Below are 23,075 nucleotides of genomic sequence, written 5' to 3'. Positions count from 1 at the left end.
AGTGAATTAGATTGATTCGCAATTACGGAAATTTTGCCCAAAAAGTGGTCAAGCCCGTATTAAATTCTTATGCGCCTTGGTAACCATTGGCCTCCCAAAGCAAGGTCAATTCCGTGAATTCCGCCACGCCCAATTGTTCGGCACGTTTTGTCAACAGCGGATGATCGGGCAATTGCATCGCACGAAGCGCGTTTCGCAAGGTTTTTCTTCGTTGGTTGAAGGCCATTTTGACCAACATCTTAAAATGCTTCGGGTCACAGGCTAATTTCTTATCGAAATTTCGGACCAAACGAATTACCCCGGAATTCACTTTGGGTGGCGGGGTAAACACTTCCGGCCCTAAACTGAATAGATACTCAATATCATAAAAGGCCTGAAGCAAGACGCTCAAAATCCCATAATCTTTATTGCCGGGTTTAGCCGCCAAGCGAACAGCTACTTCCTTCTGTAACATTCCCACGACTTCGACACATTGGTCTTTGTATTCCAAAATCCGAAAAAAGATCTGTGTGGAAATGAAATAGGGGAAGTTTCCCACGATGGCGAATTTCTCCTCACCAAAAATATTTTCTAATGGATACCGCAAAAAGTCCCCATCGATCAATCGTGGACCCGTAAACTCCAAATAGTGTTTGCGCAAATAGGCCACTGATTCCTGATCGATTTCAATCAAATAGGTCTCGTATTCCTTTTTCTTGACCAGAAATTGTGTCAGTACCCCCATGCCTGGACCAATTTCCAATACTTTTTGGTAGTTGGCATGATCCTGCAAACCATCCACGATGCGTTGAGCCGCGTCTAAATCGTTCAAAAAATGTTGGCCTAAATTCTTCTTTGCTCTTACTTGCACGGCTTCTTGGGGCTTATGAGTACGCAAAATTACGCCCTTTTTTGTACATTTAAGCAAAATTCGCGAATTAAGCCATGGCTGTTTGGGCAAACAAGACAAAGGATGATCTCATCAAGGAAATTCAAGAGCTGAAAAAGCAATTGGATGTCCTTGAAATCAATGATGATATCGCCTCCGAAGCAACGTCCAAAGAGAACTTAATCAAAACCCTTTCCGGGCTGAAGTTATTCGGCATCATCATGGCGCTCGATGGAACCATCGTTTTTGCTAATTCCTTTACACACCAATTACTCGATTATCAAAACGGGGAGTTAAACGGGAAAGATTTCTTCAGTACTCTATTGCCCGAAGGAGAAACGGATGACCGTCGGGATTCCTTCCAAAAGGCCATCGCCGCCGGCGGACTTTTCGAAGACCGCGAACGTAATTACATCACAAAGTCCGGTTCCATGAAATGGGTAGAGGTCGCCTCGACCATCGTGCAAGAATCTGATCAAACCCGATATTTAAGTATCATTGGGGAAGATATCACGGAGCGCAAGAAGGTTTCGGAAGCTTTAAGTCGGTCCAATGCCCAATTGCAGGATTTGATTAATAATACGACCGACCTGATTCAAATCACGGGCGTGTCGGGCCGTTTCCTATTTGTGAATAAAGCTTGGCTGGAAACGATGGGTTACACCGAAGAGGAAGCCCGTGATCTGAAAATTCAAGACGTTCTGCACCCCGAATTCGCGCATCAAACCCAAGAACAGTTTGATAAATTAAGTAAGGGGGAGGAGCTGCCGGAATTTACTGCTGTCTTTCGGCGGAAAGATGGCCGTCGACTCTATGTTTCGGGCTCTGCGACATGTCGCTTTGAACGAGGTGCACCTACCGCTTATCGCTGTATTTTACATAACTCGACCGCAAAAGTGCGTGCTGAGCGTGCCAATAAATTATTCTCTTCCATTGCGCAGGTGGCCATTAATTCCACCAATTTGGATGATTTGTATATCAATATCCACAAGCAACTCGGCGAGGTTATCGATGTGAAGAATTTCTTCATAGCCCAGTATGACCCCGGAAAGAGCTACTTGTATTTTCCGTATTACATCGATGAATACTTCGACTCCCGCGTTCATTTCACCAAGCGTAAACTCGGAAATGGCCTTACGGAATATGCGATTATGGCGAATAAGCCTCTAATCCTTCATGATGACGATATTCATCAATTGGCCCAAGAAAGGAAAATCTACCTCTATGGTGTTGTACCCAAAGTTATGCTTTGCGTGCCCTTGCGTATAGGTGATCGCGTTACAGGTATCATTGGGGTGAAGTCTTATGAGCGTGCCAACAAATATGAAAATCGAGATTTGGAATTGCTCGACTTTATCTCGAGCCAAGTCGCTGTCGCCATTGCGCGCAAGCAGGCTGAAGAGGCATTGGCCCATGAAACCGCTCGATTAAATGCTATTTTCGAAGGAAGTTCCCACTTAATGTGGTCGGTGAATAAGCGATTGATGCTCACGAGTTTCAATCACGAATATGCGGATTTATTGGAGCAGCAATTGCGAATCAAACCCCAATTGAATTTCAGTACGGAGAGTATGGGTTTCCAACTGGTCGCGCCCAATGAGCGTAGACCCTTGGAAGAGAAATATAAACTTGCCTTCCGTGGCCAAAAACAACATTTTGAACTTGAGCTCGCCACGAAACAAGGCGAACAAAAATGGTTGGAGATTTATTTGAATCCCATCCAATCCAATGGCATGATTGCGGAGGTTTCGGGTATCGCCCGAGACATCACGGATTTAAAGAAATACCAAGCCGAATTGGTAGAGGCACGGGAACAGGCCGAACATTCTCTAAAGGTGAAGGAGCAGTTTTTGGCAAATATGTCCCATGAGATTCGTACACCCATGAACGGGGTAATCGGAATGGTGGATTTGCTATGTGATTCGCCATTGAATGAGGACCAACAAGATTATTTGCAAACCATACGGAAATCATCCGAGACCCTCTTACATATCCTAAATGACATTTTGGATCTCGCCAAAATCGAGGCAGGTAAGATGGTCTTGCATCCGGCCGACATTGTCTTTGAGGATTTATTGGATCGATTGATGGCTTTATTTACTCCAATTGCCCATCAAAAGGGGAATAAGGTGAGTTACCATCTTGATGCCAAGGTGCCTAAAGTTGTGGTAGCCGATGAGACCCGTTTGCTCCAAATCCTATCGAATTTAACCTCAAACGCCCTGAAGTTTACGGAAAATGGTTCCGTGAGCATCTCGGTTGCTCCGGTTAAAATAGCTGATCATAAGGTTGAGCTGATGGTTCGGGTGACCGATACAGGAATTGGTATCAGTCCGGAGAATTTGAAGAAATTATTTAATGCCTTCCAGCAATTGGACAACTCTACCTCGAAGAATTACGGCGGTACGGGATTAGGTCTCGCGATTTCTCGTGAGTTTACTAAGATGATGGATGGGGAAATAGGAGTAGAATCTGAGGAAGGCAAAGGAAGTACGTTTTGGTTTACGGTACATTTAGCGATCGGGGATGAATCCAAAGCGTCCAGCATCAAACGTGCGGATAATTTTGATATCGCCGGGACTTTGAAAGAAGTGCATGCACGTATTTTATTGGTGGATGATAACATGACCAACCGTAAAGTAGCCTCTCAAATACTCCTTAAAGCAGGTTGTGTTGTAGAAACGGCTACCAGTGGTCAGGAAGCCATCGATCGTTTGAATCAGGATACGAATTTTGATTTGGTCTTAATGGACATCCAAATGCCTGAAATGGATGGGATGGAAACTACGCGCCGACTAAAAAAATCGATTTCGAATTTGCCACCTATTGTTGCCATGACGGCCTATGCCATGAAGGAGGATCGGGAGCGATTCCTCGCGGTGGGTATGGATGATTATTTAGCCAAACCGATTCGAGCCCAGCAGCTTATTCAAATGGTGGGCAAATGGGTTCATGAAGGTCATGCTCCAGATGGTGTCATAATTGATCAATCTTTTGAGGTGGTCGACGAAGAAGTTCTTAAATCCTTATCGGATGCCGTCGGTGGGGATCCTGTGTTTGTGGAGGGAATGCTAACCGAGTTCATCGCTGAAGCCGAAGAACAGATCGAAGCCGCTGAAAAGGCATATGCACAAAACGATTGCAAGGGTATACAATCCGAGTTACACACCTTAAAGGGAAATTCAGGCACCTTGGGAGCTGCCCAGGTACATCGTATCTGTCAGCTTATAGAAGCCAAGGCCAAGCTATGTGAGTTCAGTCAATTCCCTAAAGAAATCATCGAGCTAAAATCCGCACTCGCGGAATTTAAGCGCGCAATTCAAGACAGATTCGCCTAATACGTGCCATATTGGCCGATTTTTTTGAAAATCTTCAAGCATCTTCGTGCCATTTTTTCCGTAATCCATGGGTGGTCGGGCATTTGATAGAAGCATGCCCAAATATCAACCACATGAATCCAAATAATTACACAGCACAGGCGGGCAATATCATCCAACAAGCCATGGGGATTGCGCAGGAGCGGGGCCAACAAGCTATCGAAACGGGGCATTTATTGTTGGCGATTCTTAAAGATGAAACGCAGACTTCTGCATATTTATTGAAGAAATTAGGGGTGTCGGCGAGTCAGATACAAAATGCTTTGACGCCCATTTTAAACACCTATCCAAAGGTATCCGGAGATCAAGCATACGCGAGCAATACCTTGCAGCAGGCTTTTACGCGTGCCGACAAATGGAAGGCGGAATTAGGGGACTCCTATGTGAGCGTGGAGGTATTATTCTTGTCTTTATTGGATGGGAACGATGCCGTTTCCGATGCCTTGAAAAAGCTCGGATTAACAACGAAAAATTTTAAGCAAGCTATCATTGAACTTAGAGGAAACAGAAAAGTGAACGATCCACATGCAGAAGGTACTTACCAGTCTTTGGAAAAATACGGTAAGAATTTAAATGAATTAGCGAAGGCGGGAAAAATTGATCCCGTGATTGGACGTGACGAAGAAATTCGTCGGGTCTTACAGATTTTGTCCCGTCGGACCAAAAACAACCCAATTCTCTTAGGGGAGCCAGGTGTGGGTAAAACCGCAATCGTAGAAGGTTTAGCCCAACGAATCGTGTCGGGCGACGTGCCGGAAAACCTGAAGTCCAAAATCGTAATGTCCTTGGACATGGGTCTTTTGGTGGCGGGTGCCAAATACAAAGGGGAATTCGAGGAGCGTTTGAAGGCAGTCATCAAAGAGGTGACGGATTCCGATGGAGAGATTGTGTTGTTCATCGATGAGATTCATACCTTGATCGGTGCAGGAGGTGGTGGAGAGGGAGCTATGGATGCTGCCAATTTACTGAAGCCGGCTTTGGCGCGTGGTGAATTGCATGCGATTGGAGCCACCACGTTAAAAGAGTATCAAAAATACATCGAGAAGGATAAAGCTTTGGAGCGTCGTTTCCAGTCGGTCATCGTCGATGAACCCGATGTGGCGGATGCGATTTCCATCTTACGAGGTATCAAGGATAAATATGAATTACATCATGGAGTGCGGATTCAAGACGATGCCGTGATTGCGGCCGTGGAGTTGTCGAATCGCTACATTTCAGATCGTTTCTTGCCGGATAAGGCCATCGACTTGATGGACGAGGCAGCGGCTAAAATGCGTTTGGAAATAGATTCGGTGCCTGAGGCGATTGATGATATCCAACGGAAGATTATGTCCTTGGAGATTGAGCGTGAAGCGATTCGTCGGGAAAATAACAAGGAGAAGGAATCCATCTTAAACCGGGAACTGGCAGATTTGTCGGAGAAACGCGATGCCTTAAAAGGACAATGGCAAGCGGAGAAGAGTGTTCTTGATAACATTCGTGCGGAAAAAGAGAAGATTGATAAGTTGAAGTTGGAAGCCGATCAAGCGGAGCGTCAAGGGGACTACGGCAAAGTAGCAGAAATTCGTTACGGTCGTTTGGTCGAATCCGAGCAGAAATTAAAGGACTTACAGGCGAATTCGCAGGGGGCAAATGGCATGTTGCAGGAGGAGGTGACTGCCGAAAATGTGGCTGAGGTTGTAGCGAAATGGACGGGCATTCCAGTGAGCAAAATGTTGCAGACGGAGATTGATAAGTTGTTGCACTTGGAAGATGAGTTGCACAAGCGCGTGGCTGGACAGGATCAGGCGATTGAATTGGTTTCGGATGCGGTTCGCCGTTCTCGTGCAGGATTGCAGGATCCCCGTCGGCCGATTGGTTCATTCATTTTCTTAGGAACAACCGGGGTAGGAAAAACGGAATTAGCGAAGTCGTTGGCCGCGTATTTATTCAATGATGAAAATGCGATTGTTCGCATTGATATGTCGGAGTACCAAGAACGTCACGCCGTCTCACGATTGGTAGGAGCGCCTCCGGGCTATGTGGGTTATGATGAGGGAGGTCAATTGACGGAAGCGGTTCGCCGGAAGCCTTATTCAGTGGTGTTGTTGGATGAGATTGAAAAGGCTCATCCGGACGTTTGGAATATCTTGTTGCAGGTACTGGATGAGGGGCGTTTGACTGACAATAAGGGAAGGACGGCGAACTTCAAGAATACGATTATCATCATGACTTCGAATATCGGATCACATTTGATTCAGGAGAAGTTAGGCCAAATGGAGGGATGGAATAATGCCATTCTCTTGGAGGAGGCGAAGGAAGAAGTTTTAGCCTTGTTGAAGCAGCAAGTTCGGCCTGAGTTTTTGAACCGTGTGGATGAGCTTGTCTTATTTGAGCCATTGACTGAGGAACATGCGCGGAAGATTTTGGGTATTCAGTTTAAGGAGATCCAACATCGTTTGGCGGAACAGCATATTACGATTGAGGCCACTGAGGAGGCATTAGCCAAACTTGCCAAGGATGGTTTTGATCCCCTATATGGCGGTCGGCCGATGAAACGTGTTCTCCAACGGTTCGTATTAAACGAATTATCGAAGTCCATTTTATCCGGCAAGATACAGAAGGAATCTGCGGTGCTGATGGATGTGGATAAGGAGGGTAATCTGACCTTTGAGAATGTGGAGGTAGAGATTTAGGATAGACCCCAGGCTGAAGCCTGGGGTTTTTACTTTTTGTAGAGACGCGATACTTCGCGTCTACTTTTTTGTAGAGACGCGATACTTCGCGTCTAATTTTATATAGAGACGCGATACTTCGCGTCTAATTTTATATAGAGACGCGATACTTCGCGTCTACATGATATAATCAAGGCGTTTCTGTTTTTAAAAAAGACGCGAAGTATCGCGTCTCTACATTAATTGAAATTCTGCCAACAAACCGGACGGGTGAATCGATAAATCGCTTCCGTCCCGACGGAGGTGCTTCGTGCATCCGACGTAGCCGGGAAGGGACCGCCATGTACCATGGCTGGAGAAACCTCGACACCCGTAGGGAACCCATTTAATAGAATACGTCCAACCTTCTGCGAAACCTCATCGATTAATTCAGCTAATTCAGCGAGTTCGCTAGATTCCGCTTGAATGGTTGCCGTTAATTGTCCGGGCAACTGTTCCGTGAAGGAAATCATATCATTTAAATCCTTGCAAACGACGGCGAGTGTACTCGGGCCAAATACTTCTTCTAAAACTTCGGGATGCGCCAGAGCCTCTTTGGAGCTAGTTTGAAATAGACTCGGTGAAGGCTGGTCGGCAGATGTTAGTTTATTAACCGCAGGATGGTGATTCAGCGCATTCCAACCGTGATCAAAGGCTTGTTTGATGCCTGCTGTCAGGAAGGTGCCCAAGGGCATCGCGTCCAATTTTTGTGCTAAGCCGTTTAGAAATGCTTGGTCTTTTTCTAACAAGATTAGGAGGCCGGGGTTTGTACAAAATTGACCAACCCCTAAACAGATGGATTGGCTGAAAGCATCTGCGAGAGCATCGCCTTGCGCTTGAATTCGTTGGCTGAATAGATAGACGGGGTTAATGGAACCCATTTCCGCATAAACGGGGATGGGTACTTCTCGGCGTACAGCTAAATCGTAAATTGCTTTACCACCACGATACGAACCTGTGAAGGCCACGGCTTTTGTTAAAGGGTGAGTGACTAAATATCCACCAATTTCATGGCTTTGTGCATGCAATAGCGAAAATACGCCATCGGGCATCCCCGTTTTTTGGGCGGCTTTTTGAATGGCTTGACCTACTAAATCACAGGTGTTTGGATGAGCGGGATGGGCTTTGAAGACCACGGGACATCCGGCAGCCAAAGCAGATAGGGTATCTCCACCGGCCACGGAAAAGGCTAGCGGGAAGTTACTTGCCCCAAAAACAACGGATGCGCCTAAGGGAATTTGCTGTTGGACCAATCGTGGCTTAGGTAGCGGTTGGCGCTCCGGCATCGCCTCATCGATGATTTCGCGCTTCCAAGCAGGATTGGAGATCAAATTAGCGAAGGCTTGAATTTGTCCGATGGTGCGTCCCCGTTCTCCGGTGATGCGCGCTTCAGGTAGGCCAGACTCGGCACATGCGGTTTGAATGAGCAGATCGCCAATGGCTAAAATCTCCTCTGCGATGGCGTTTAAGAACGCTGCGCGTTGAGTGTCACTTAATTTACGGTACGTTTTAAAGGCTGCTATGGCTTTGCTTAAGGCCTCGTCAGCCTCGCCAACAGTCGCTTCTGTGAAAACTTGTGGGAGGGGTTCAGCGCTTGCAGCGTTAATCCCTTGAAAAGTACGATGTCCTTCGGTCTTTGTGCTAAATCCGATAATTTGTTTTCCAGTTAAGTTCATGCTTGTACGGTTTGGATAAGCGTTCCGATGGGTTCGATTTGTATGTGTATTTCGTCGTGGGCTTGTAAGGTGAAGGGTGGATCGGGTACGATACACGTTCCGGTCATCAGGTAGGCACCTTGTGGGAAGGACATTTCGCGGGTCAGGTATTCGGCGAGTTCCGTGTGGGTTCTTTTCATCTGCGAGATCTGCGTCGCGCCTTGGAAAACTTCTTGTTGGTCCCTATAAATCCGCATCGAAATACCTGTTTCGGGAGCTAAGGCTTGGTCAGTTACCAAAAGACAAGGGCCGATGCCAGCGGAGGCGTCGTATACTTTGGCTTGTGGCAGATAGAGTGGATTTTCGCCCTCGATGTCGCGAGAACTCATGTCGTTTCCGATGAGGTATCCAGCGATTTGATGGTGTTTATTAATGAAAAGGGTTAGTTCGGGTTCAGGAACATTCCAGGCGGAATCCTTGCGGATTCGCACGAGACCTTGGTGTCCGACTGCGCGTAATTTATTGCCTTTGTAGAAAATTTCGGGTCTTTGGGCATCATACACCTTGTCGTAAAAGGTGTCACCGCCGGATTCCTTGGATTCTTCCATCCGGGCTACTTTGCTACGCAAATAGGTTACCCCTGCGGCCCAAATTTCTTGGGAATCGATCGGGGTAATTGTTTTACCCAGTTTGGTTGAGTAATCCTGTTTTTGGCAGAAATTGAATAGATTAGCTTGATTGATGAAATCATCCCAAGGCAGGTTGATGACATTTGTCGAGGAGGCTTGGCTATTCTCAATTTGAATTCCGCCTTCAACACGGTAGATTTTATAAAAATTCATAGGTTTAGTTTTTGGCATCGATATGCGAAAAACAAATCTAATGAATCGAGGGCGAAGGGGAAAGGGAGTAGGATTATAAATTTGAGAATAAAAGATCCTCGTCGATCAATGGCCAATGTATACCAAGACCCGAGGGGCTGATTTGAAACGTATTTCGTTCTTTTTCTGAGGCGTAAAGTAGTTTAGGCGAAATCTCATGTAAGGCATGGCTTGTGCATTGCCTATTGATAGTAATTACCAGAAAGTTTCCTTCAAATTCAATTTGTTGAATATGCGATTGATTTGATTTCATTTTCCTTTATTGATAATAATTGAAATGTAAATTCCACGAGGAAATAATCAACGAAAGATTATTTAAGATAATTTCTTCAAATTCTCTTTTCAGACTTGGAGTCTAATTAAATGAATTTGCATAGGAAATCATATTCGATTTTTGATTAATCCAATATGTTATCTCAGTTTCTCCTTCGATGCCATGAATAGTCATGGTTTCATATCCTCATTGGAGTTCAAAAAAAACACGCCATCCTTTGTTTCGAAGTATTGTGGGCATTTAGAAAAGATATGCCCGAATTTGAGAAGTAAATTTGACATACTAATCTAAAAAACTGATAAATAGATCACTTTGTCAATTTATTGATATTAATAGGATTCCAAGGCTTTATCAAAGGCTTGCTGCACTTCTGATGCAATTCGTCGGGGAAAACTGACCTGGTACCAACAATCATTATTCACCTTCTGCGCTATGATTTGAATGGTGTATTTTTTAATGACCTTCATGACCTCATTCATCTGCGGGTAATTGAAGCGAAGTTCAAGTTCGATCATCGGTTCGATTTCGATGATGTTCGATTCGGCCAAAGCGGCGAGACTCGCTTCTTTGTAGGCGTGAATCAATCCCGGGACGCCCAATAAGGTGCCTCCAAAATATCGGACAACCGCTACAAGCGTATAATGTAGATTGGCCGACAAAATCGTATTCAGAATGGGCTTGCCAGCCGAACCGGACGGTTCGCCATCATCATTAGAACGAGCCTCTTCGGGGCTAAATCCAAGTCGATAAGCATAGCATACATGACGTGCCTTTGGATGTAATTCCTTCAAGGAATTTATCTGTTCCTTGATATTATCGAGATCTTTCACGGGAAATACATATCCGATGAATTTACTTCCTTTATCTTTGTAGAGTCCCTCGGCGGGTTTTGAGATGGAAAGGTAGGAATCGGGAATGGACATGCACGTTTGAAAAATTAAATTTATGCATAACAATCATTTTTTCCTACGAATTCTTGCGCGGGAGCTTCGTCAAATTTTGACGTATGCGCGTCTCAAGCAGTGTTTTTCGCAGGAGAAGGATGAATTGGTCATTGGATTTGAGCGTCAAAACGGCTTGGATTTTTGGATCAAATGCAGCTTTGGCTCCCAATTTTCGAGCATGCAATTCCCCTCCGAGTTTCATCGTGCGGGTCGGAATTCGGTGGATTTATTTTCGGATTTGTTGTTACACGAAGTACAGGATGTTCGCGTTTTCGATAATGAAAGAGCCATTGGATTATATTTTTTAGGTGAGCAGGTCTTGGTGTTGAAGATGTTTGGGAATCGCTCCAATGTGATTTTGTTTCAAGCCGGGGAACATCGCGCGCAGTTTCAAAAGCGTTTGGGAAAGGATTTTGATATTCAGTTGGACCTTCTAGACCGTCAGATTGATCAAAGCGAAGCGGCATTCATCGAAGCGGATGGGGATTGGATGGCCTTATATCCGACGCTGGGAAAGGAGGGAGCTGCTTACTTGTTGGCACAAGGTTATGAAAATCAGTCCTTAAAGGGTAAATGGGCTTTGCTTCAGTCAACCATAGATTCCTTGGAATCTCCTACGTTTTCTATTTTGGAAACGCCGAAGGGGATTGCCTTGAGTTTGTTTCCGCCTACTGCGGGACTCTTGTACCAAACAGAAGATATATTCGATGCGCTGAATCAATTTTATTCGCTGCATTATTCGGTCGGGGAGTTCCGAAGGGAAAAAGCCCAACTCATCGAAACATTGACCAAGTTGCGAATCAAGGCGGTTCATTATTTGGAAAGTTTGGAGAAGCAACAGGTAAAGCGTGATTCCTCCTTGGCTTATGAAGAAATGGGCAATATCTTGATGGCCTATTTGCATTTGATTCCGGAAGGGGCCAAATCGGTCGAGTTGGAAGATTTTTACCACGGTGGTAGAGTGACGATTAAATTAAATCCACAATTATCGGGCCCTGAGAACGCGGAGAATTATTACCGAAAGGCGAAAAATTTTTCCAAGGAAATCGCGCAATGGGAGTCGACCGTCGCACGAAAAAAAGCAGAGATCGAGGAGCTATCCATTCAATTGCAGGGAGTCGAGAAAGCGCAGGTTCGTAAAGAATTGAAGCCTTTTCTGCAGTATTTACAGGTTCAAAATGCGGGGAAAACCGCTTCTGAGGATTTGCCATTTAAGCAGTTCACTTATGCGGGATGGACGATTTGGGTAGGTAAAAATGCGAAGAACAATGATTTGTTGACCTTGAAATATGCCAAGAAATTCGATATTTGGTTACATGCTCGGGATGTATCAGGTTCCCATGTGATTATTCGAAATCCTAATCAAAAGACGGTTCCCAAGCAGGTGATTGAGAAGGCCGCGGAATTGGCGGCACATTTTTCGAAGCGGGCTACGGAATCCCTTTGTCCGGTGATCGTTACGGCAAAAAAGTATGTTCGAAAGACGAAGGATTTATTGCCTGGTCAGGTCATTGTGGATCGGGAGGAAGAGGTTGTGTTGGTTCGGCCGACCTATTGGGAATAGTATAATTCCGCTAAATCCTTTTCTTTTCTCGGGGAATCCCCTATTTTCGTAGCTGATTACCCAAAAACTAAACCCTCATTTTATGCAAGCACACAGTTTACAGCTGCTCGACTACCTAGTCTTTTTGTTTTATTTTATCGTTGTTTCCGGCTATGGCTATTGGATTTACAACAAGAAAAAATCGAAAATCGCTGATTCAAACGATTTCTTTTTAGCCGAAGGTTCATTAACCTGGTGGGCAATTGGTTCCTCGTTGATTGCATCCAATATTTCTGCCGAACAGTTTATTGGAACCTCAGGGGACGGTTTTCAGATGGGTTTGGCGATTGCTACCTACGAATGGATGGCCGCAGCAACCTTGTTAATTGTGGCGATCTTCTTCATGCCAATCTATTTGAAGAACAAGATCTTTACGATGCCACAGTTTTTGAATCGACGTTATAACTCGACGGTGAGTTTAATTATGGCCGTATTTTGGTTGTTATTATACATAGCGGTCAACTTAACTTCTATTTTATATTTAGGAGCCTTGGCAGTTTCAACGATTTCAGGACTTGACTTCACGATGTGTATGATTGCGATGTCGGTATTTGCCATTGTCATTACATTGGGAGGTATGAAAGTAATTGGTTACACGGATGTGATTCAAGTTGTTTTCTTGGTTTTAGGAGGTTTGGTTACGTCTTATTTAGCCTTGAATTTAGTTTCAACTCGTTTTGGTGGCGAAGGTGTCATGAATGGATTGAATCATTTGATGACCAAAGCGCCTGATCATTTTCATATGATCTTTAGCAAAGACAATGCGAATTATCCTTCGCTACCAGGTTTAGCGGTATTAATTGGGGGTATGTGGATTGTCAACTTAAACTATTGGGGATGTAATCAATACATCACACAGCGTGCATTGGGGGCAGATTTGCCGACGGCGCGAAATGGTATTTTGTTTGCCGCATTCTTGAAAATGATGATGCCAATTATCGTGGTTTTGCCAGGTATTGCAGCTTATTTGTTGTGGAAAGATGGGATGTTTCAAGCGGAAATGATGAAGGATGGTGTATTGAGTAAGGATAATGCCTATCCAGTATTATTGAATTTATTGCCCGTAGGTTTAAAGGGTTTATCTTTTGCAGCGTTAACTGCGGCGGTAGTAGCTTCTATGGCGGGAAAAGCGAATTCAATTTCGACGATCTTTACCTTGGATATTTATAAGAACTACATTAACCCAAATGCGTCTGAAAAGCAATTAGTATCCATTGGTCGTTTGGCAGTGGTTGCGGCGACGGTTATTGCCGTATTAATCGCACCATTTATGGGTATTGATAAGAAGGGTGGATTCCAGTTTATCCAGGAATATACTGGGTATTTCTCACCGGGTATCTTCGCCTTGTTTATCATGGGATTTTTCTGGAAGCGTACAACATCCAAGGCAGCATTATTTGCTTTGTTGGGCGGTGTAACTTTCTCTGTTGTCTCCAAATACATTCCTACTTGGACAGGTGTAACGGATTGTTTATTCTACACTTCCTTCCAAGATGCAGACGGTATGTATGTTATTCCGTTCATTGATCGTATGGGATGGGTATTTACCTTCTGTATTACATCGATGGTTGTTATCTCATTGCTAGATCCAGAATCCAAGAACAATCCAAAAGGTTTGGAAATTGATGCCACGATGTTCAAGCTTCAGCCTTCGTTTATCGCAGGTTCTGTGGTGATCGTGATGATGTTATTGATGTTGTATACCTATTTCTGGTAATTTAGAACTAAGAGTTAAGAACTAAGAGTTTTTTATCATTAACTTTTGTTTAATTGAGCCCCGAGATTTTTTCTTGGGGCTTTTTTTGTAAAAAAAATGCCCGAGGTGTATCCCACGGGCATCTTAACTCTCAACTCTTAACTCTTAGTTCTCAGTTCTTAGCTCTCACCTATTGCGCCCCCTTAATAATCGAATCCACCACACTCGGATCCAATAGGGTAGAGGTGTCTCCTAAGCTACTAAATTCGCCTTCTGCGACCTTGCGTAAAATGCGTCGCATGATTTTGCCTGAGCGTGTTTTCGGAAGTCCTGTGACAAATTGAATCTTATCGGGTTTGGCAATAGGTCCAATGATCCGTGCGACGGTTGCCGCGATGTCTTTGCGGGTAAGTTCATCGTCGATCGTCGGGTGTTCACAAATGACATAGGCATAGATTCCTTGTCCCTTCACATCATGTGGAAAACCGACCACTGCTGATTCGATGACTCCGGTATGCATATTGATGGCATTTTCGACCTCCGCGGTTCCGATGCGATGGCCCGAGATGTTCATGACGTCATCGACCCGACCGGTAATTCGGTAGTATCCGTCCTCATCCCGCATACAGCCATCGCCCGTGAAATAGAGACCCGGGTAGGTGGAGAAATAGGTTGTCTTGCAACGCTCATGATCTCCGTAAGTCGTACGGATGATGGAAGGCCATGGATATTTAATACATAAGTTTCCATTGACACCATTGCCTTCGATTTCCTTGCCGTTTTCATCCACCAAAATCGGTTGGACACCTGGAAGGGGTAAGGTCGCGAAGGCGGGCTTTAAGGGGGTGATTCCCGCGATCGGAGAGATCATTAATCCGCCCGTTTCCGTTTGCCACCAAGTATCCACAATGGGACAATTACCTTGTCCGATTTTTTCGTGATACCATTGCCAAGCTTCTTCGTTGATTGGCTCACCCACGGATCCTAAAACACGCAAAGAACTCAAATCTTTTCCAGCTAAATATTCATCTCCAAAGCCCATTAGAGAGCGAATCGCCGTTGGGGCTGTATAGAATATATTGACTTGGTGTCGTTTGATGATGTCCCAGAACCGTCCAGCATCCGGATAGGTAGGAACTCCCTCAAAAAGCACCGATTTTGCTCCATTCAATAATGGGCCATAGACTAAATAGGAGTGACCTGTGATCCAACCGATGTCTGCAGTACAGAAGAATACATCACCTGGATTGTATTGAAATACATTAGCAAAGGTATAGGCCGTATAGACCATGTAGCCCCCACACGTGTGTACAACACCTTTGGGTTTACCTGTTGACCCCGAAGTATACAAAATGAATAAGGGATCCTCGGCATTCATGGCCTCTGGAGCACAATCTGCGGAAGCTTGCGCTTCTTCCTCTTCCCACCAGAGGTCACGGCCCTTCAACATCGCAATCGGGGTCTTCGTACGTGTTTTGACAATGACTGTTTCTACACAAGGACAAGAAATTAATGCATCATCCACGGTTTCTTTCATGGGAATGGTTTTATTCCCGCGTACTGCACCGTCTGTTGTGATGACCAATTTGCATTGCGAATCATTGATGCGATCGGTAATCGATTGTGCCGAAAAGCCTCCAAAAACAACCGAGTGAATGGCGCCAATTCGCGCGCAGGCTAACACCGCAATGGCTAATTCGGGAATCATGGGCATGTAGATACAAACCCGATCACCTTTTGATACGCCTTGCGATTTTAAAACATTGGCAAATTTACAAACCCGTTCATGAAGCTGGCGATAGGTCAAGGTAATCGCCTCATCACCCGGTTCGTTGGGTTCATAAATAATGGCAGCCTGATCGGGGATAGTTTTTAAATGACGATCGATTGCATTGGCAGTGATATTCATTTGGCCATCTTCGAACCATTTGACCGAATAATCCTCAAAACTCCAATCAAGGACTTTGGTAAAGGGTTTAATCCAATCAAATTCATGGGCGATATTTGCCCAGAATTGTTCGGGGTGATTTACACTTTCAGCGTAGGCTTCATGGTATTGTGCTAAGGATGTAATTCTCATGGGTATGTAGGTTAGTTTTTTAGTTTCTCGTATAATTCCTGTACTTTTTTGACCATATCTCTGTTGGAAAATGGCTTAGGGATGTATAAATCAGCCCCCATTTGATATCCTTTTTCAATGTCGGAATCTGCAATTTTGGCTGAAATAAATACTACTGCTGGTTGGTATTCGGCCCGTAACGTTTTCGCTTTTTGGCAAACGCCATAACCATCCACTTTTGGCATCATGATATCCAAAATAATCACTTCGGGTAATTCTTTTTCGATAAGTTGGATGGCCTCTTCACCATCGCGTGCTACGAAAACTTGATGACCTTCTTTTCGCATGAGAAAGTCAAGTGACATCAGGATGGCAGGTTCATCATCGGCAATTAATATTCGCATCTTAGGCTGTTTTATGAATGGGTAATTTAATGATAAATTTGGCACCATGACCCAATGAACTTTCTAATTGGATCGTTCCATGGTGCATTTCAATAATTTTTTTCGAAATGGAGAGGCCAAGACCTGAACTATCAATTTTTCGATTGGGGTTATCAACTTGTTTAAACTTTTCGAAAATTTGATCGTGGTATTTGGGGTCAATTCCAATGCCGTTGTCTTCCACGGCTAGGAATAAGTGTGTTGCATTTTCAAATAAGCGAACTTGAATCACTCCTTTCTCAGGCTCAATGTTTTTGATGGCGTTAGAAAGTAAATTGATAATTACTTGAACTAGTTTTTCAAAATCGCCTTCTATTTGCCGATTGGTTCTTTTTTGGCTAAGATCAACGGAAATTTGAACGAGGTTTTGTTTCGCGATTGCTGTAAAATTTAGCATAGCCTTTTCAATGACGTCGGCTGGGTCAATTGGACGCATGTTGAAATTCGCTTTTCCGGCGGCCAGTTTTTCAAGATCCAATACTTGGTTAACCAAACGACTTAATCGGTCTGATTCCTGAATAATTGTTTCTAAAAATGCCTTTCTTTCATCATTGCTAATATCTTCGTGGTCAACCATGATTTCCGATAGCGAACGAATGGATGTAATCGGTGAACGGATTTCATGGGTAACAGTTGTCAAAAAATCGTTCTTTTGGGCGTCAATTTTCACTAATTCTGCATTCGTCTCTTGTAAATCTTTCGACTTCTGTAATAATCGTATTACTTCAGACATGCTTATTTGTTCCTCTTTCGAGATGGATGCGATGATGAGGCGAGCCGATGTGGAACCAACGAATCCTGCTAGAATTTTTTCGGTTTGAGTTACAAGGATTGGGTCGGCGTAAACATCTTGCAATGAAATATTATTTGCCATTGCAATTTGCTTGATTTTTTGTTCCGTATTGATTTTTCCAATGAAACCATGCAAGGCTAATTTTAGATCTCTTAATCGGGCTTTTCCTCGCCAAATGGTTGAGTTTTCGATGTTTTGGGAATATTCAAACACATCGACAAACAAGTAGGATTGATTGGCTTCTTTTCCACTCTGTTCACTCATGATGGACACGCCATAGAGAATTAATAGATTAAAGGAAATGGACCAATAAGCTGCATTTGAAATAGGATTGAGTCCTTCGATTCGAAATGTATCGGTAGATATTCCTAGGCTTGGTAGGAATAGTAAAGCCGCGCTGATGATAAATCCGACGAAAATTCCTGCTAATGCACCTTGCCGACTTGCTTTTTTCCAATATATCCCGAGTAAGGTTGCTGGGGCAAATTGGGCTACGATGACGAAGGATGTCATTCCTACGGATACCAAGTTGACCAAATTTTCGGTTTCGCGGTAATGTATATAGCCTAGTACCATGATGAGGACAATCATGATCCGACGAATATTTTGGTTGATGTGTCCCAAATTTGTTTGATTTTCACTAATGAAACCTTTTCGTTGTAGGAGAAGTGGCATTATTAGGTTATTGCTGATCATGGAACTAATGGCCATCGTTTCCATAATAACCATGCCAGTTGCTGCAGAAAATCCTCCGATATATACGATAAAGGCTAATACGTTCGATTTGAAATGTAAAGGCAGTCCTAACACATATAAGTCGGGATTCATTCCGTCGGCCTGCAAAATAGCATAGCCAGCTATTCCAAGCGGTATGACGAATAAATTAATCAGCAGCATGTACATTGGAAAGATCCATGAAGCTTGCTTCAGGTTTTCTTCATCATTGATTTCAACAACCGCTACATGAAAAACCCGTGGAAGGAATAAGAAGGCTACGCCACAAAGGATGAACTGTATGAACCAATTACCATATCCTCCGTTTGTTTCAATGCGTGGCAATTGGATATTAGCTAGCTGTGGATCGGCTTGCCAGCCTTGGTATAATTGGACAGCAATGTAAATCCCCACGGCGATGAAGGCGATCAATTTGATGATTGATTCGATGGCGATGGTGAAAATCATGCCTTCGTGTTTTTCCGATGAGTCGAATTTTCTAGGGCCTAATACGAGGATGAAAAGGGTTAAGGCAATAAACAGGACAAAGGAAGGATCTAAGTAAAAGGTGTTATTGGGTGCGGAGTGGGTAATTAAATCAAAACTTTGTGCGATGGCTTTGATTTGCAGACCGATGTAGGGGATACCAGCGAATAAGGAAATCAATGTTACCCCTAAACCGATTCTGCTGTCTTTACCATATCGTGTTGAAATGAAATCGGCAATATTGGTAATGTTGTGAATCTTCGCGATGCGAATGATTTTTCGTACGATACCCCACGCGAGAATCATAATCAATGTGGGTCCTAAATATACGCTTAGGAAGCTGAGGCCACTGCTTGTTATTTGGCCTACCGAACCATAAAATGTCCAAGCAGAGCAATAAATTGCTAGCGATAATGCATAAATGAGTGGGTTGTTGATCAAGCTTTTGTTCTGCGCTTTTTTCTTTTCAGCCCAAAAAGCTAAAGAGAAAAGTATGCCCAGATAAGCAATTGATAAGAAGGCTATTTCCCAAACGCCCATGTGTTACTTTGATTTACGATTCAATATGATTCCTGTGCAGATGATGGCACCTAACCAAACAGCTAGGAAGTAAAGGTAAATAACGGGAATCCCTAGAAAGCTCATAGGGGAATCAAAAAACCGAAGAATCGGGAAGTTTAATAATCCGATAAATACGATGGCCACTAAAATTAAGCGATTATTCCGCATCTGATCTAAATAACAAGCGCCTATCCACTCCACTGAGTAGGATAGGGCGCCTGTCCGTCTGTTGATTACACGTTGTCAAACTCTCCTGTCATGGAATAGTATCCAAAAACAGACATTCCAATGGAAATAAGTGGAGCCAGTACGCAGGTATAGATAATAGCTGGTACTAAATCATTACCTCCTTTTTCCCACAAGGGAAGCGCTTGGAAATAGACTAAATAGATGCCTGCTGCCACACCTAGTGCGATCCAAACAAGGCCTAAAATTTTCTTAATTGCATTCATGTTGAGAATTCTTTATAGGTTATTAGGCGTGTTTTTTGTCGCCTTTGATGTAAATAATACCAATTACTACGCAAACACTAACCAAGGCGATTGGGTAATTTAATCCTTCTAAGTAAGGTTTCGCTATCGTAGCCACTTGGCCAGCTTCTTCTGCCGCTTTATTTGTGTCTTTTGCCGTTGTAACCAAGAACGTAGCAATTGCTGGCATTAAACCTCCAAAGATACCATTCCCAATGTGGTAAGGTAATGACATGGATGTATAACGAATTTTCGTTGGGAAAAGCTCTACTAAGAAAGCTGCAATTGGACCATATGCCATCGTTACAAATGAAATCAATAAAAATACCATGCCAATTAAAGTCCATTTGTCTGAATCGTTAATTGTGATGGTTTCTTTGATTTCAGCTTTTGGAGCCTCCGCAGTTTTATCAGCAAGTACGACAAGTTTACTTACCTTCTTATAAGTGGCTCCATCCGTGTAGGTACGCGTCGTTGTCGTCGTAATCAGTGAATCAACCGCAGATTTTGCATTTAATGCACGCGTTTCTTCGATTTTTTCAGATCCAGCTACTACTTCTTTGTTTTTTACATTGACAGTTTCATACATCTTATCAAAGATGGGACGGTAAGCGAATACGGCAATGGCCATACCTGCCAACATGATTCCTTTGCGGCCAATTTTATCCGATAGCGCACCAAAGAAAATAAATAGCGGTGTACCTAATAACAAACCAATTACTAAAATGGTATTCGTTTGAATATCATCCAGGTTGCAAATCTTCAATAAGAAAGTTTGCGCATAAAATTGACCTGTGTACCAAACTAAACCTTGTCCCATGGTAGCACCGAATAGCGCTAATAACACAAACTTCAAGTTTAGTTTATTTCCAAAGGATTCTTTTAATGGATTTGTTGAAGTAGTACCTTCTTTCTTTGCTTTTTCAAACATGGGTGATTCTTCCATGTTCCGACGAATTAAGAAAGAAATACCAACCATCACAATGGATAGTAAGAAAGGGACACGCCAGCCATATTCATCAAAAGCTTCTTTGCTCATCGCAGAGCGCGTTAACATAATTACTCCGAGTGAAATAACTAAACCCACCGTAGCTGTCGTCTGGATCCATGAAGTGAAGAATCCACGACGCTCAGCTGGTGAATGTTCCGCCACGTAGGTAGCTGCACCCCCATACTCACCACCTAAGGCTAAACCTTGCAATAAACGTAATGTTAATACGATGAATGGAGCCCAACCGCCAATCGTGGCATAAGAAGGAACCAAACCGATAGCGAAAGTCGCACCACCCATTAACATCAATGTAACCATAAATGTGTACTTACGCCCGATTAAATCACCCAAGCGACCAAATACCAAGGCACCAAAAGGACGAACCACAAACCCTGCGGCAAAAGTTGCCAAGGTATTTAAGAAGGCGGCCGTTGGATTGTCTGTTGGGAAAAATTTAGTTGATAATACGGTTGCTAATGAACCGAAAATGTAAAAGTCATACCACTCGATGAGTGTCCCGACTGACGAGGCACTAATAATATAGGCCAGGCTTTGTTTTTTTTGTGACATAGTTTTTTGATTAAAATGGTTTAAAAGATAGAATTATAAGTAGTTGGCAAATTGAATAATGAATTCTCCTTTGTAATCGCTGATATTATCCTTGCTTGAATAAATAGGGCGAGAGGAATATTGAAAAGTAATTTTGGAATTGTGTCCGTCTACATAGAAATTTGAGCCAATGTCAAAGTAACTACCTGAGGCCGGAAGGGCATCCAATTGTTTTAAGGTGTAGGCAATGAAAGGTTGAATACGTAATTTAGGACTATCTGAGGTTTTAGGCAACAATAATCCAGCTTGTGTGTACCAAATTGAACCTGTACCCATTAATGGACGGGCATTTCCAACTCCCGCTAGGGCTTTCGTACCCGTAAAGTTAGGGTCCAAAGTTCCTGGATTCATAATTCCCGTATTTCTTAAATAATTAGGCCCAAAATCATTTAAATAAAGTGCAGAATAAGCAGTAATCGCCATATTCTTCTTTTTGTCACCGACAGGCATATCCAAAAATGCATCCAATGCAAATGAATTAATTGCATGCTTTGATTTTAGGCCATTCCATTGACTCATTGTTCCTTCAGGCTCATTATAAAATCCAGCCCCCAGGTTAAAAACTTTTTTCGTTCCAACATAAGTACCTACCGTGTATGGAAGCAAGTTAGATTCTTGATCAAAGAATTGATACATCGCATAGCCTCCGGTGGATAGTTTACTGTCTCCATTGTTGTCGACCGCAATGGCATCTTTTGCATTTGTCGCATTAGTTGGTGACAGGTTGGTAGCAAATGGCTTGTTAATGCTCATTCGATAATCCAATTTTCCCAATTTCCCTTTAGCATATATACCATATAGTCTTGCAAATTGATCACTTGTTTCAATCAAGGGCCAGTTGAATATCGGTGCATCTACCGCTAAAAAGTTAAGGGTACTTGCTGATGTCATTCTTGAAATTCCATTGAAATAATGTAATCCGGCTCCGATTGATAAGGAATTAGGACTTTCCTTAGAGGGTAATTTGATTGCATATTCACTATACGCATCATGGAAAAACATTTGCGGCTTTTTGCCAGCACCATATCCCCCGGTGCCCGAACTTCCCGAGCCGCCACCCTGGATAAATGATTGATTATTTACTCCGAAATGTAAAACGACCATGTACCTCGGAGAAATTTGAGAATAAGCCAAAATCCGAATTCGTCGTGCCCCTATATCGAAGGTATTGTTGGTAGATTCGCCGTTAACTAAGGTACCCGGGTTATTCTCAATAGAGCGCGCCCAAATTTGATTCCAAAGTACAAAACGCATGTACTTGGATCCCTTTTCATTGAAATTGATTTTCAATCCCGTGCCATAATCTTGAGAACCCTGGGCATTTAGTCCAAAACTTCCAAGTAATAAAGCAAATAGAATAACAGAAGATGTTTTCATTAGAATATAAGTTTATAGGGTTTTATTTGCATTTTTTGGTTGAGCAAATATTTCTATTATTTTATGAAAACCTTTTATTTTCTATAGCAATGCTAATTAGGTATAGTTTTAGATGCTTTTTATGCGTGTCCATTGAATAACCATGAATTTATCACCTAATTCAGTGATAATCATGCCTTTGTTGTTTAGGTTGCCTGGGATAATCACGAACTCCGAGAGTTCTTTGTGGTTTAGGATACGATACGTGGGGGTGTAAAACTCTTGTTTTGGGATTTTGATCCGATATTTTTTTACCCAGTTCATGACAGAAACGTGGCTAATGCCCAATAGTCGCTCAATTTCTCGGTAGCTGACTCCTTCGATGTAAAGTTGAAGTGCTTTTATTACATAATAGCTGTCTATGCTTTTACCTAACTTGGCTACTGTGAAGTTGTATCCACATGATTTACATTTAAATCGCTGTTTCTCTTTGATAATCCCATTTTTTGCGATTTTGTAAGATGAACACTGCGGACAAGGTGTTGAGTTTGCCATGTATATCTATATTATTTTAGCAAAGCTATAGAAAATTACCAAAAATG

General features: G+C 43.1%; 17 protein-coding genes. 4 read left to right on the top strand and 13 right to left on the bottom strand.

Going from position 1 to position 23,075, the window contains the following annotated elements; genetic code table 11:
- Positions 1–67: 67 nt before the first annotated feature.
- Positions 68–877, bottom strand: coding sequence for a 16S rRNA (adenine(1518)-N(6)/adenine(1519)-N(6))-dimethyltransferase RsmA (gene rsmA, locus ACMH5P_RS03610; protein ID WP_459492946.1), 810 nt, complete (start codon positions 875–877; stop codon positions 68–70).
- 47 nt (positions 878–924) lie between these two features.
- Between rsmA and ACMH5P_RS03605 the strand changes: the two genes are divergently transcribed.
- Together ACMH5P_RS03605 and clpB are read left to right on the top strand one after the other, a co-directional pair.
- Positions 925–4,206, top strand: coding sequence for a PAS domain S-box protein (locus ACMH5P_RS03605; RefSeq protein ID WP_459492945.1), 3,282 nt, complete (start codon positions 925–927; stop codon positions 4,204–4,206).
- Positions 4,207–4,319: 113 nt separating this feature from the next.
- Complete coding sequence (clpB, locus tag ACMH5P_RS03600; RefSeq protein WP_459492944.1) at positions 4,320–6,920, top strand: ATP-dependent chaperone ClpB; 2,601 nt, start codon at positions 4,320–4,322, stop codon at positions 6,918–6,920.
- A 218-nt stretch (positions 6,921–7,138) separates the two neighbouring features.
- Here clpB and ACMH5P_RS03595 read toward each other — a convergent pair whose 3' ends face one another.
- The 4 genes from ACMH5P_RS03595 to ACMH5P_RS03580 form a co-directional block, all read right to left on the bottom strand.
- Positions 7,139–8,614, bottom strand: coding sequence for an aldehyde dehydrogenase (NADP(+)) (locus tag ACMH5P_RS03595; protein WP_459492943.1), 1,476 nt, complete (start codon positions 8,612–8,614; stop codon positions 7,139–7,141).
- On the bottom strand, positions 8,611–9,435 hold the full coding sequence (locus tag ACMH5P_RS03590; protein WP_459492942.1) for a fumarylacetoacetate hydrolase family protein: 825 nt from the start codon (positions 9,433–9,435) through the stop codon (positions 8,611–8,613). The genes ACMH5P_RS03595 and ACMH5P_RS03590 overlap by 4 nt, the downstream gene beginning before the upstream one ends.
- Positions 9,436–9,508: 73 nt before the next feature.
- Entirely contained in the window at positions 9,509–9,727 is a 219-nt protein-coding gene (locus tag ACMH5P_RS03585; RefSeq protein WP_459492941.1) for a DUF2442 domain-containing protein, read from the bottom strand.
- Positions 9,728–10,077: 350 nt separating this feature from the next.
- Positions 10,078–10,671 carry an IMPACT family protein gene (locus ACMH5P_RS03580; RefSeq protein ID WP_459492940.1) on the bottom strand — a complete coding sequence of 198 codons (594 nt, stop codon included), beginning with the start codon at positions 10,669–10,671 and terminating at the stop codon, positions 10,078–10,080.
- 22 nt (positions 10,672–10,693) lie between these two features.
- Here ACMH5P_RS03580 and ACMH5P_RS03575 point away from each other — a divergent pair, with 22 nt between their 5' ends.
- Both ACMH5P_RS03575 and ACMH5P_RS03570 read left to right on the top strand, forming a co-directional pair.
- Entirely contained in the window at positions 10,694–12,256 is a 1,563-nt protein-coding gene (locus ACMH5P_RS03575; RefSeq protein WP_459492939.1) for an NFACT RNA binding domain-containing protein, read from the top strand.
- Positions 12,257–12,338: 82 nt separating this feature from the next.
- Positions 12,339–14,012: a sodium/sugar symporter gene (locus ACMH5P_RS03570; protein ID WP_459492938.1), complete on the top strand. Its 1,674-nt coding sequence runs from the start codon at positions 12,339–12,341 to the stop codon at positions 14,010–14,012.
- 169 nt (positions 14,013–14,181) lie between these two features.
- Here ACMH5P_RS03570 and acs read toward each other — a convergent pair whose 3' ends face one another.
- From acs to ACMH5P_RS03530, 8 genes are all read right to left on the bottom strand, one after another.
- Entirely contained in the window at positions 14,182–16,071 is a 1,890-nt protein-coding gene (acs, locus tag ACMH5P_RS03565) for an acetate--CoA ligase (protein ID WP_459492937.1), read from the bottom strand.
- An 11-nt stretch (positions 16,072–16,082) separates the two neighbouring features.
- On the bottom strand, positions 16,083–16,454 hold the full coding sequence (locus ACMH5P_RS03560; protein ID WP_459492936.1) for a response regulator transcription factor: 372 nt from the start codon (positions 16,452–16,454) through the stop codon (positions 16,083–16,085).
- Between the two features lies 1 nt (position 16,455).
- A complete protein-coding gene (locus tag ACMH5P_RS03555) occupies positions 16,456–19,026 on the bottom strand; it encodes a sodium:solute symporter family transporter (RefSeq protein ID WP_459492935.1) in 2,571 nt (856 codons plus the stop codon).
- 3 nt (positions 19,027–19,029) lie between these two features.
- Positions 19,030–19,215 (bottom strand): hypothetical protein, encoded by a 186-nt coding sequence (locus ACMH5P_RS03550; RefSeq protein ID WP_459492934.1) that lies wholly within the window; start codon positions 19,213–19,215, stop codon positions 19,030–19,032.
- Positions 19,216–19,280: 65 nt separating this feature from the next.
- On the bottom strand, positions 19,281–19,499 hold the full coding sequence (locus ACMH5P_RS03545; protein WP_459492933.1) for a DUF6814 family protein: 219 nt from the start codon (positions 19,497–19,499) through the stop codon (positions 19,281–19,283).
- 22 nt (positions 19,500–19,521) lie between these two features.
- Positions 19,522–21,078: an MFS transporter gene (locus ACMH5P_RS03540; RefSeq protein WP_459492932.1), complete on the bottom strand. Its 1,557-nt coding sequence runs from the start codon at positions 21,076–21,078 to the stop codon at positions 19,522–19,524.
- Positions 21,079–21,111: 33 nt separating this feature from the next.
- A complete protein-coding gene (locus ACMH5P_RS03535) occupies positions 21,112–22,494 on the bottom strand; it encodes a porin (protein WP_459492931.1) in 1,383 nt (460 codons plus the stop codon).
- 108 nt (positions 22,495–22,602) lie between these two features.
- Positions 22,603–23,028 (bottom strand): transposase, encoded by a 426-nt coding sequence (locus tag ACMH5P_RS03530; RefSeq protein ID WP_459492930.1) that lies wholly within the window; start codon positions 23,026–23,028, stop codon positions 22,603–22,605.
- Positions 23,029–23,075 lie beyond the last annotated feature (47 nt).

The organism is Aquirufa sp. 5-AUSEE-100C1 (assembly GCF_054558655.1).
The sequence above is the reverse complement of the archived record's forward strand: the minus strand, read 5'-3'. Positions and strand labels throughout refer to the sequence as shown.

What these genes read in the sequence shown, in the direction of transcription:
- ACMH5P_RS03535 (WP_459492931.1), bottom strand. Translation starts at nt 22,494, where the DNA reads ATGAAAACATCTTCTGTTATTCTATTTGCTTTATTACTTGGAAGTTTT.
- ACMH5P_RS03575 (WP_459492939.1), top strand. Translation starts at nt 10,694, where the DNA reads ATGCATAACAATCATTTTTTCCTACGAATTCTTGCGCGGGAGCTTCGT.
- clpB (WP_459492944.1), top strand. Translation starts at nt 4,320, where the DNA reads ATGAATCCAAATAATTACACAGCACAGGCGGGCAATATCATCCAACAA.
- acs (WP_459492937.1), bottom strand. Translation starts at nt 16,071, where the DNA reads ATGAGAATTACATCCTTAGCACAATACCATGAAGCCTACGCTGAAAGT.
- ACMH5P_RS03570 (WP_459492938.1), top strand. Translation starts at nt 12,339, where the DNA reads ATGCAAGCACACAGTTTACAGCTGCTCGACTACCTAGTCTTTTTGTTT.
- ACMH5P_RS03555 (WP_459492935.1), bottom strand. Translation starts at nt 19,026, where the DNA reads ATGGGCGTTTGGGAAATAGCCTTCTTATCAATTGCTTATCTGGGCATA.
- ACMH5P_RS03590 (WP_459492942.1), bottom strand. Translation starts at nt 9,435, where the DNA reads ATGAATTTTTATAAAATCTACCGTGTTGAAGGCGGAATTCAAATTGAG.
- ACMH5P_RS03550 (WP_459492934.1), bottom strand. Translation starts at nt 19,215, where the DNA reads ATGCGGAATAATCGCTTAATTTTAGTGGCCATCGTATTTATCGGATTA.
- ACMH5P_RS03595 (WP_459492943.1), bottom strand. Translation starts at nt 8,614, where the DNA reads ATGAACTTAACTGGAAAACAAATTATCGGATTTAGCACAAAGACCGAA.
- ACMH5P_RS03530 (WP_459492930.1), bottom strand. Translation starts at nt 23,028, where the DNA reads ATGGCAAACTCAACACCTTGTCCGCAGTGTTCATCTTACAAAATCGCA.
- ACMH5P_RS03545 (WP_459492933.1), bottom strand. Translation starts at nt 19,499, where the DNA reads ATGAATGCAATTAAGAAAATTTTAGGCCTTGTTTGGATCGCACTAGGT.
- ACMH5P_RS03605 (WP_459492945.1), top strand. Translation starts at nt 925, where the DNA reads ATGGCTGTTTGGGCAAACAAGACAAAGGATGATCTCATCAAGGAAATT.
- ACMH5P_RS03560 (WP_459492936.1), bottom strand. Translation starts at nt 16,454, where the DNA reads ATGCGAATATTAATTGCCGATGATGAACCTGCCATCCTGATGTCACTT.
- ACMH5P_RS03585 (WP_459492941.1), bottom strand. Translation starts at nt 9,727, where the DNA reads ATGAAATCAAATCAATCGCATATTCAACAAATTGAATTTGAAGGAAAC.
- ACMH5P_RS03580 (WP_459492940.1), bottom strand. Translation starts at nt 10,671, where the DNA reads ATGTCCATTCCCGATTCCTACCTTTCCATCTCAAAACCCGCCGAGGGA.
- ACMH5P_RS03540 (WP_459492932.1), bottom strand. Translation starts at nt 21,078, where the DNA reads ATGTCACAAAAAAAACAAAGCCTGGCCTATATTATTAGTGCCTCGTCA.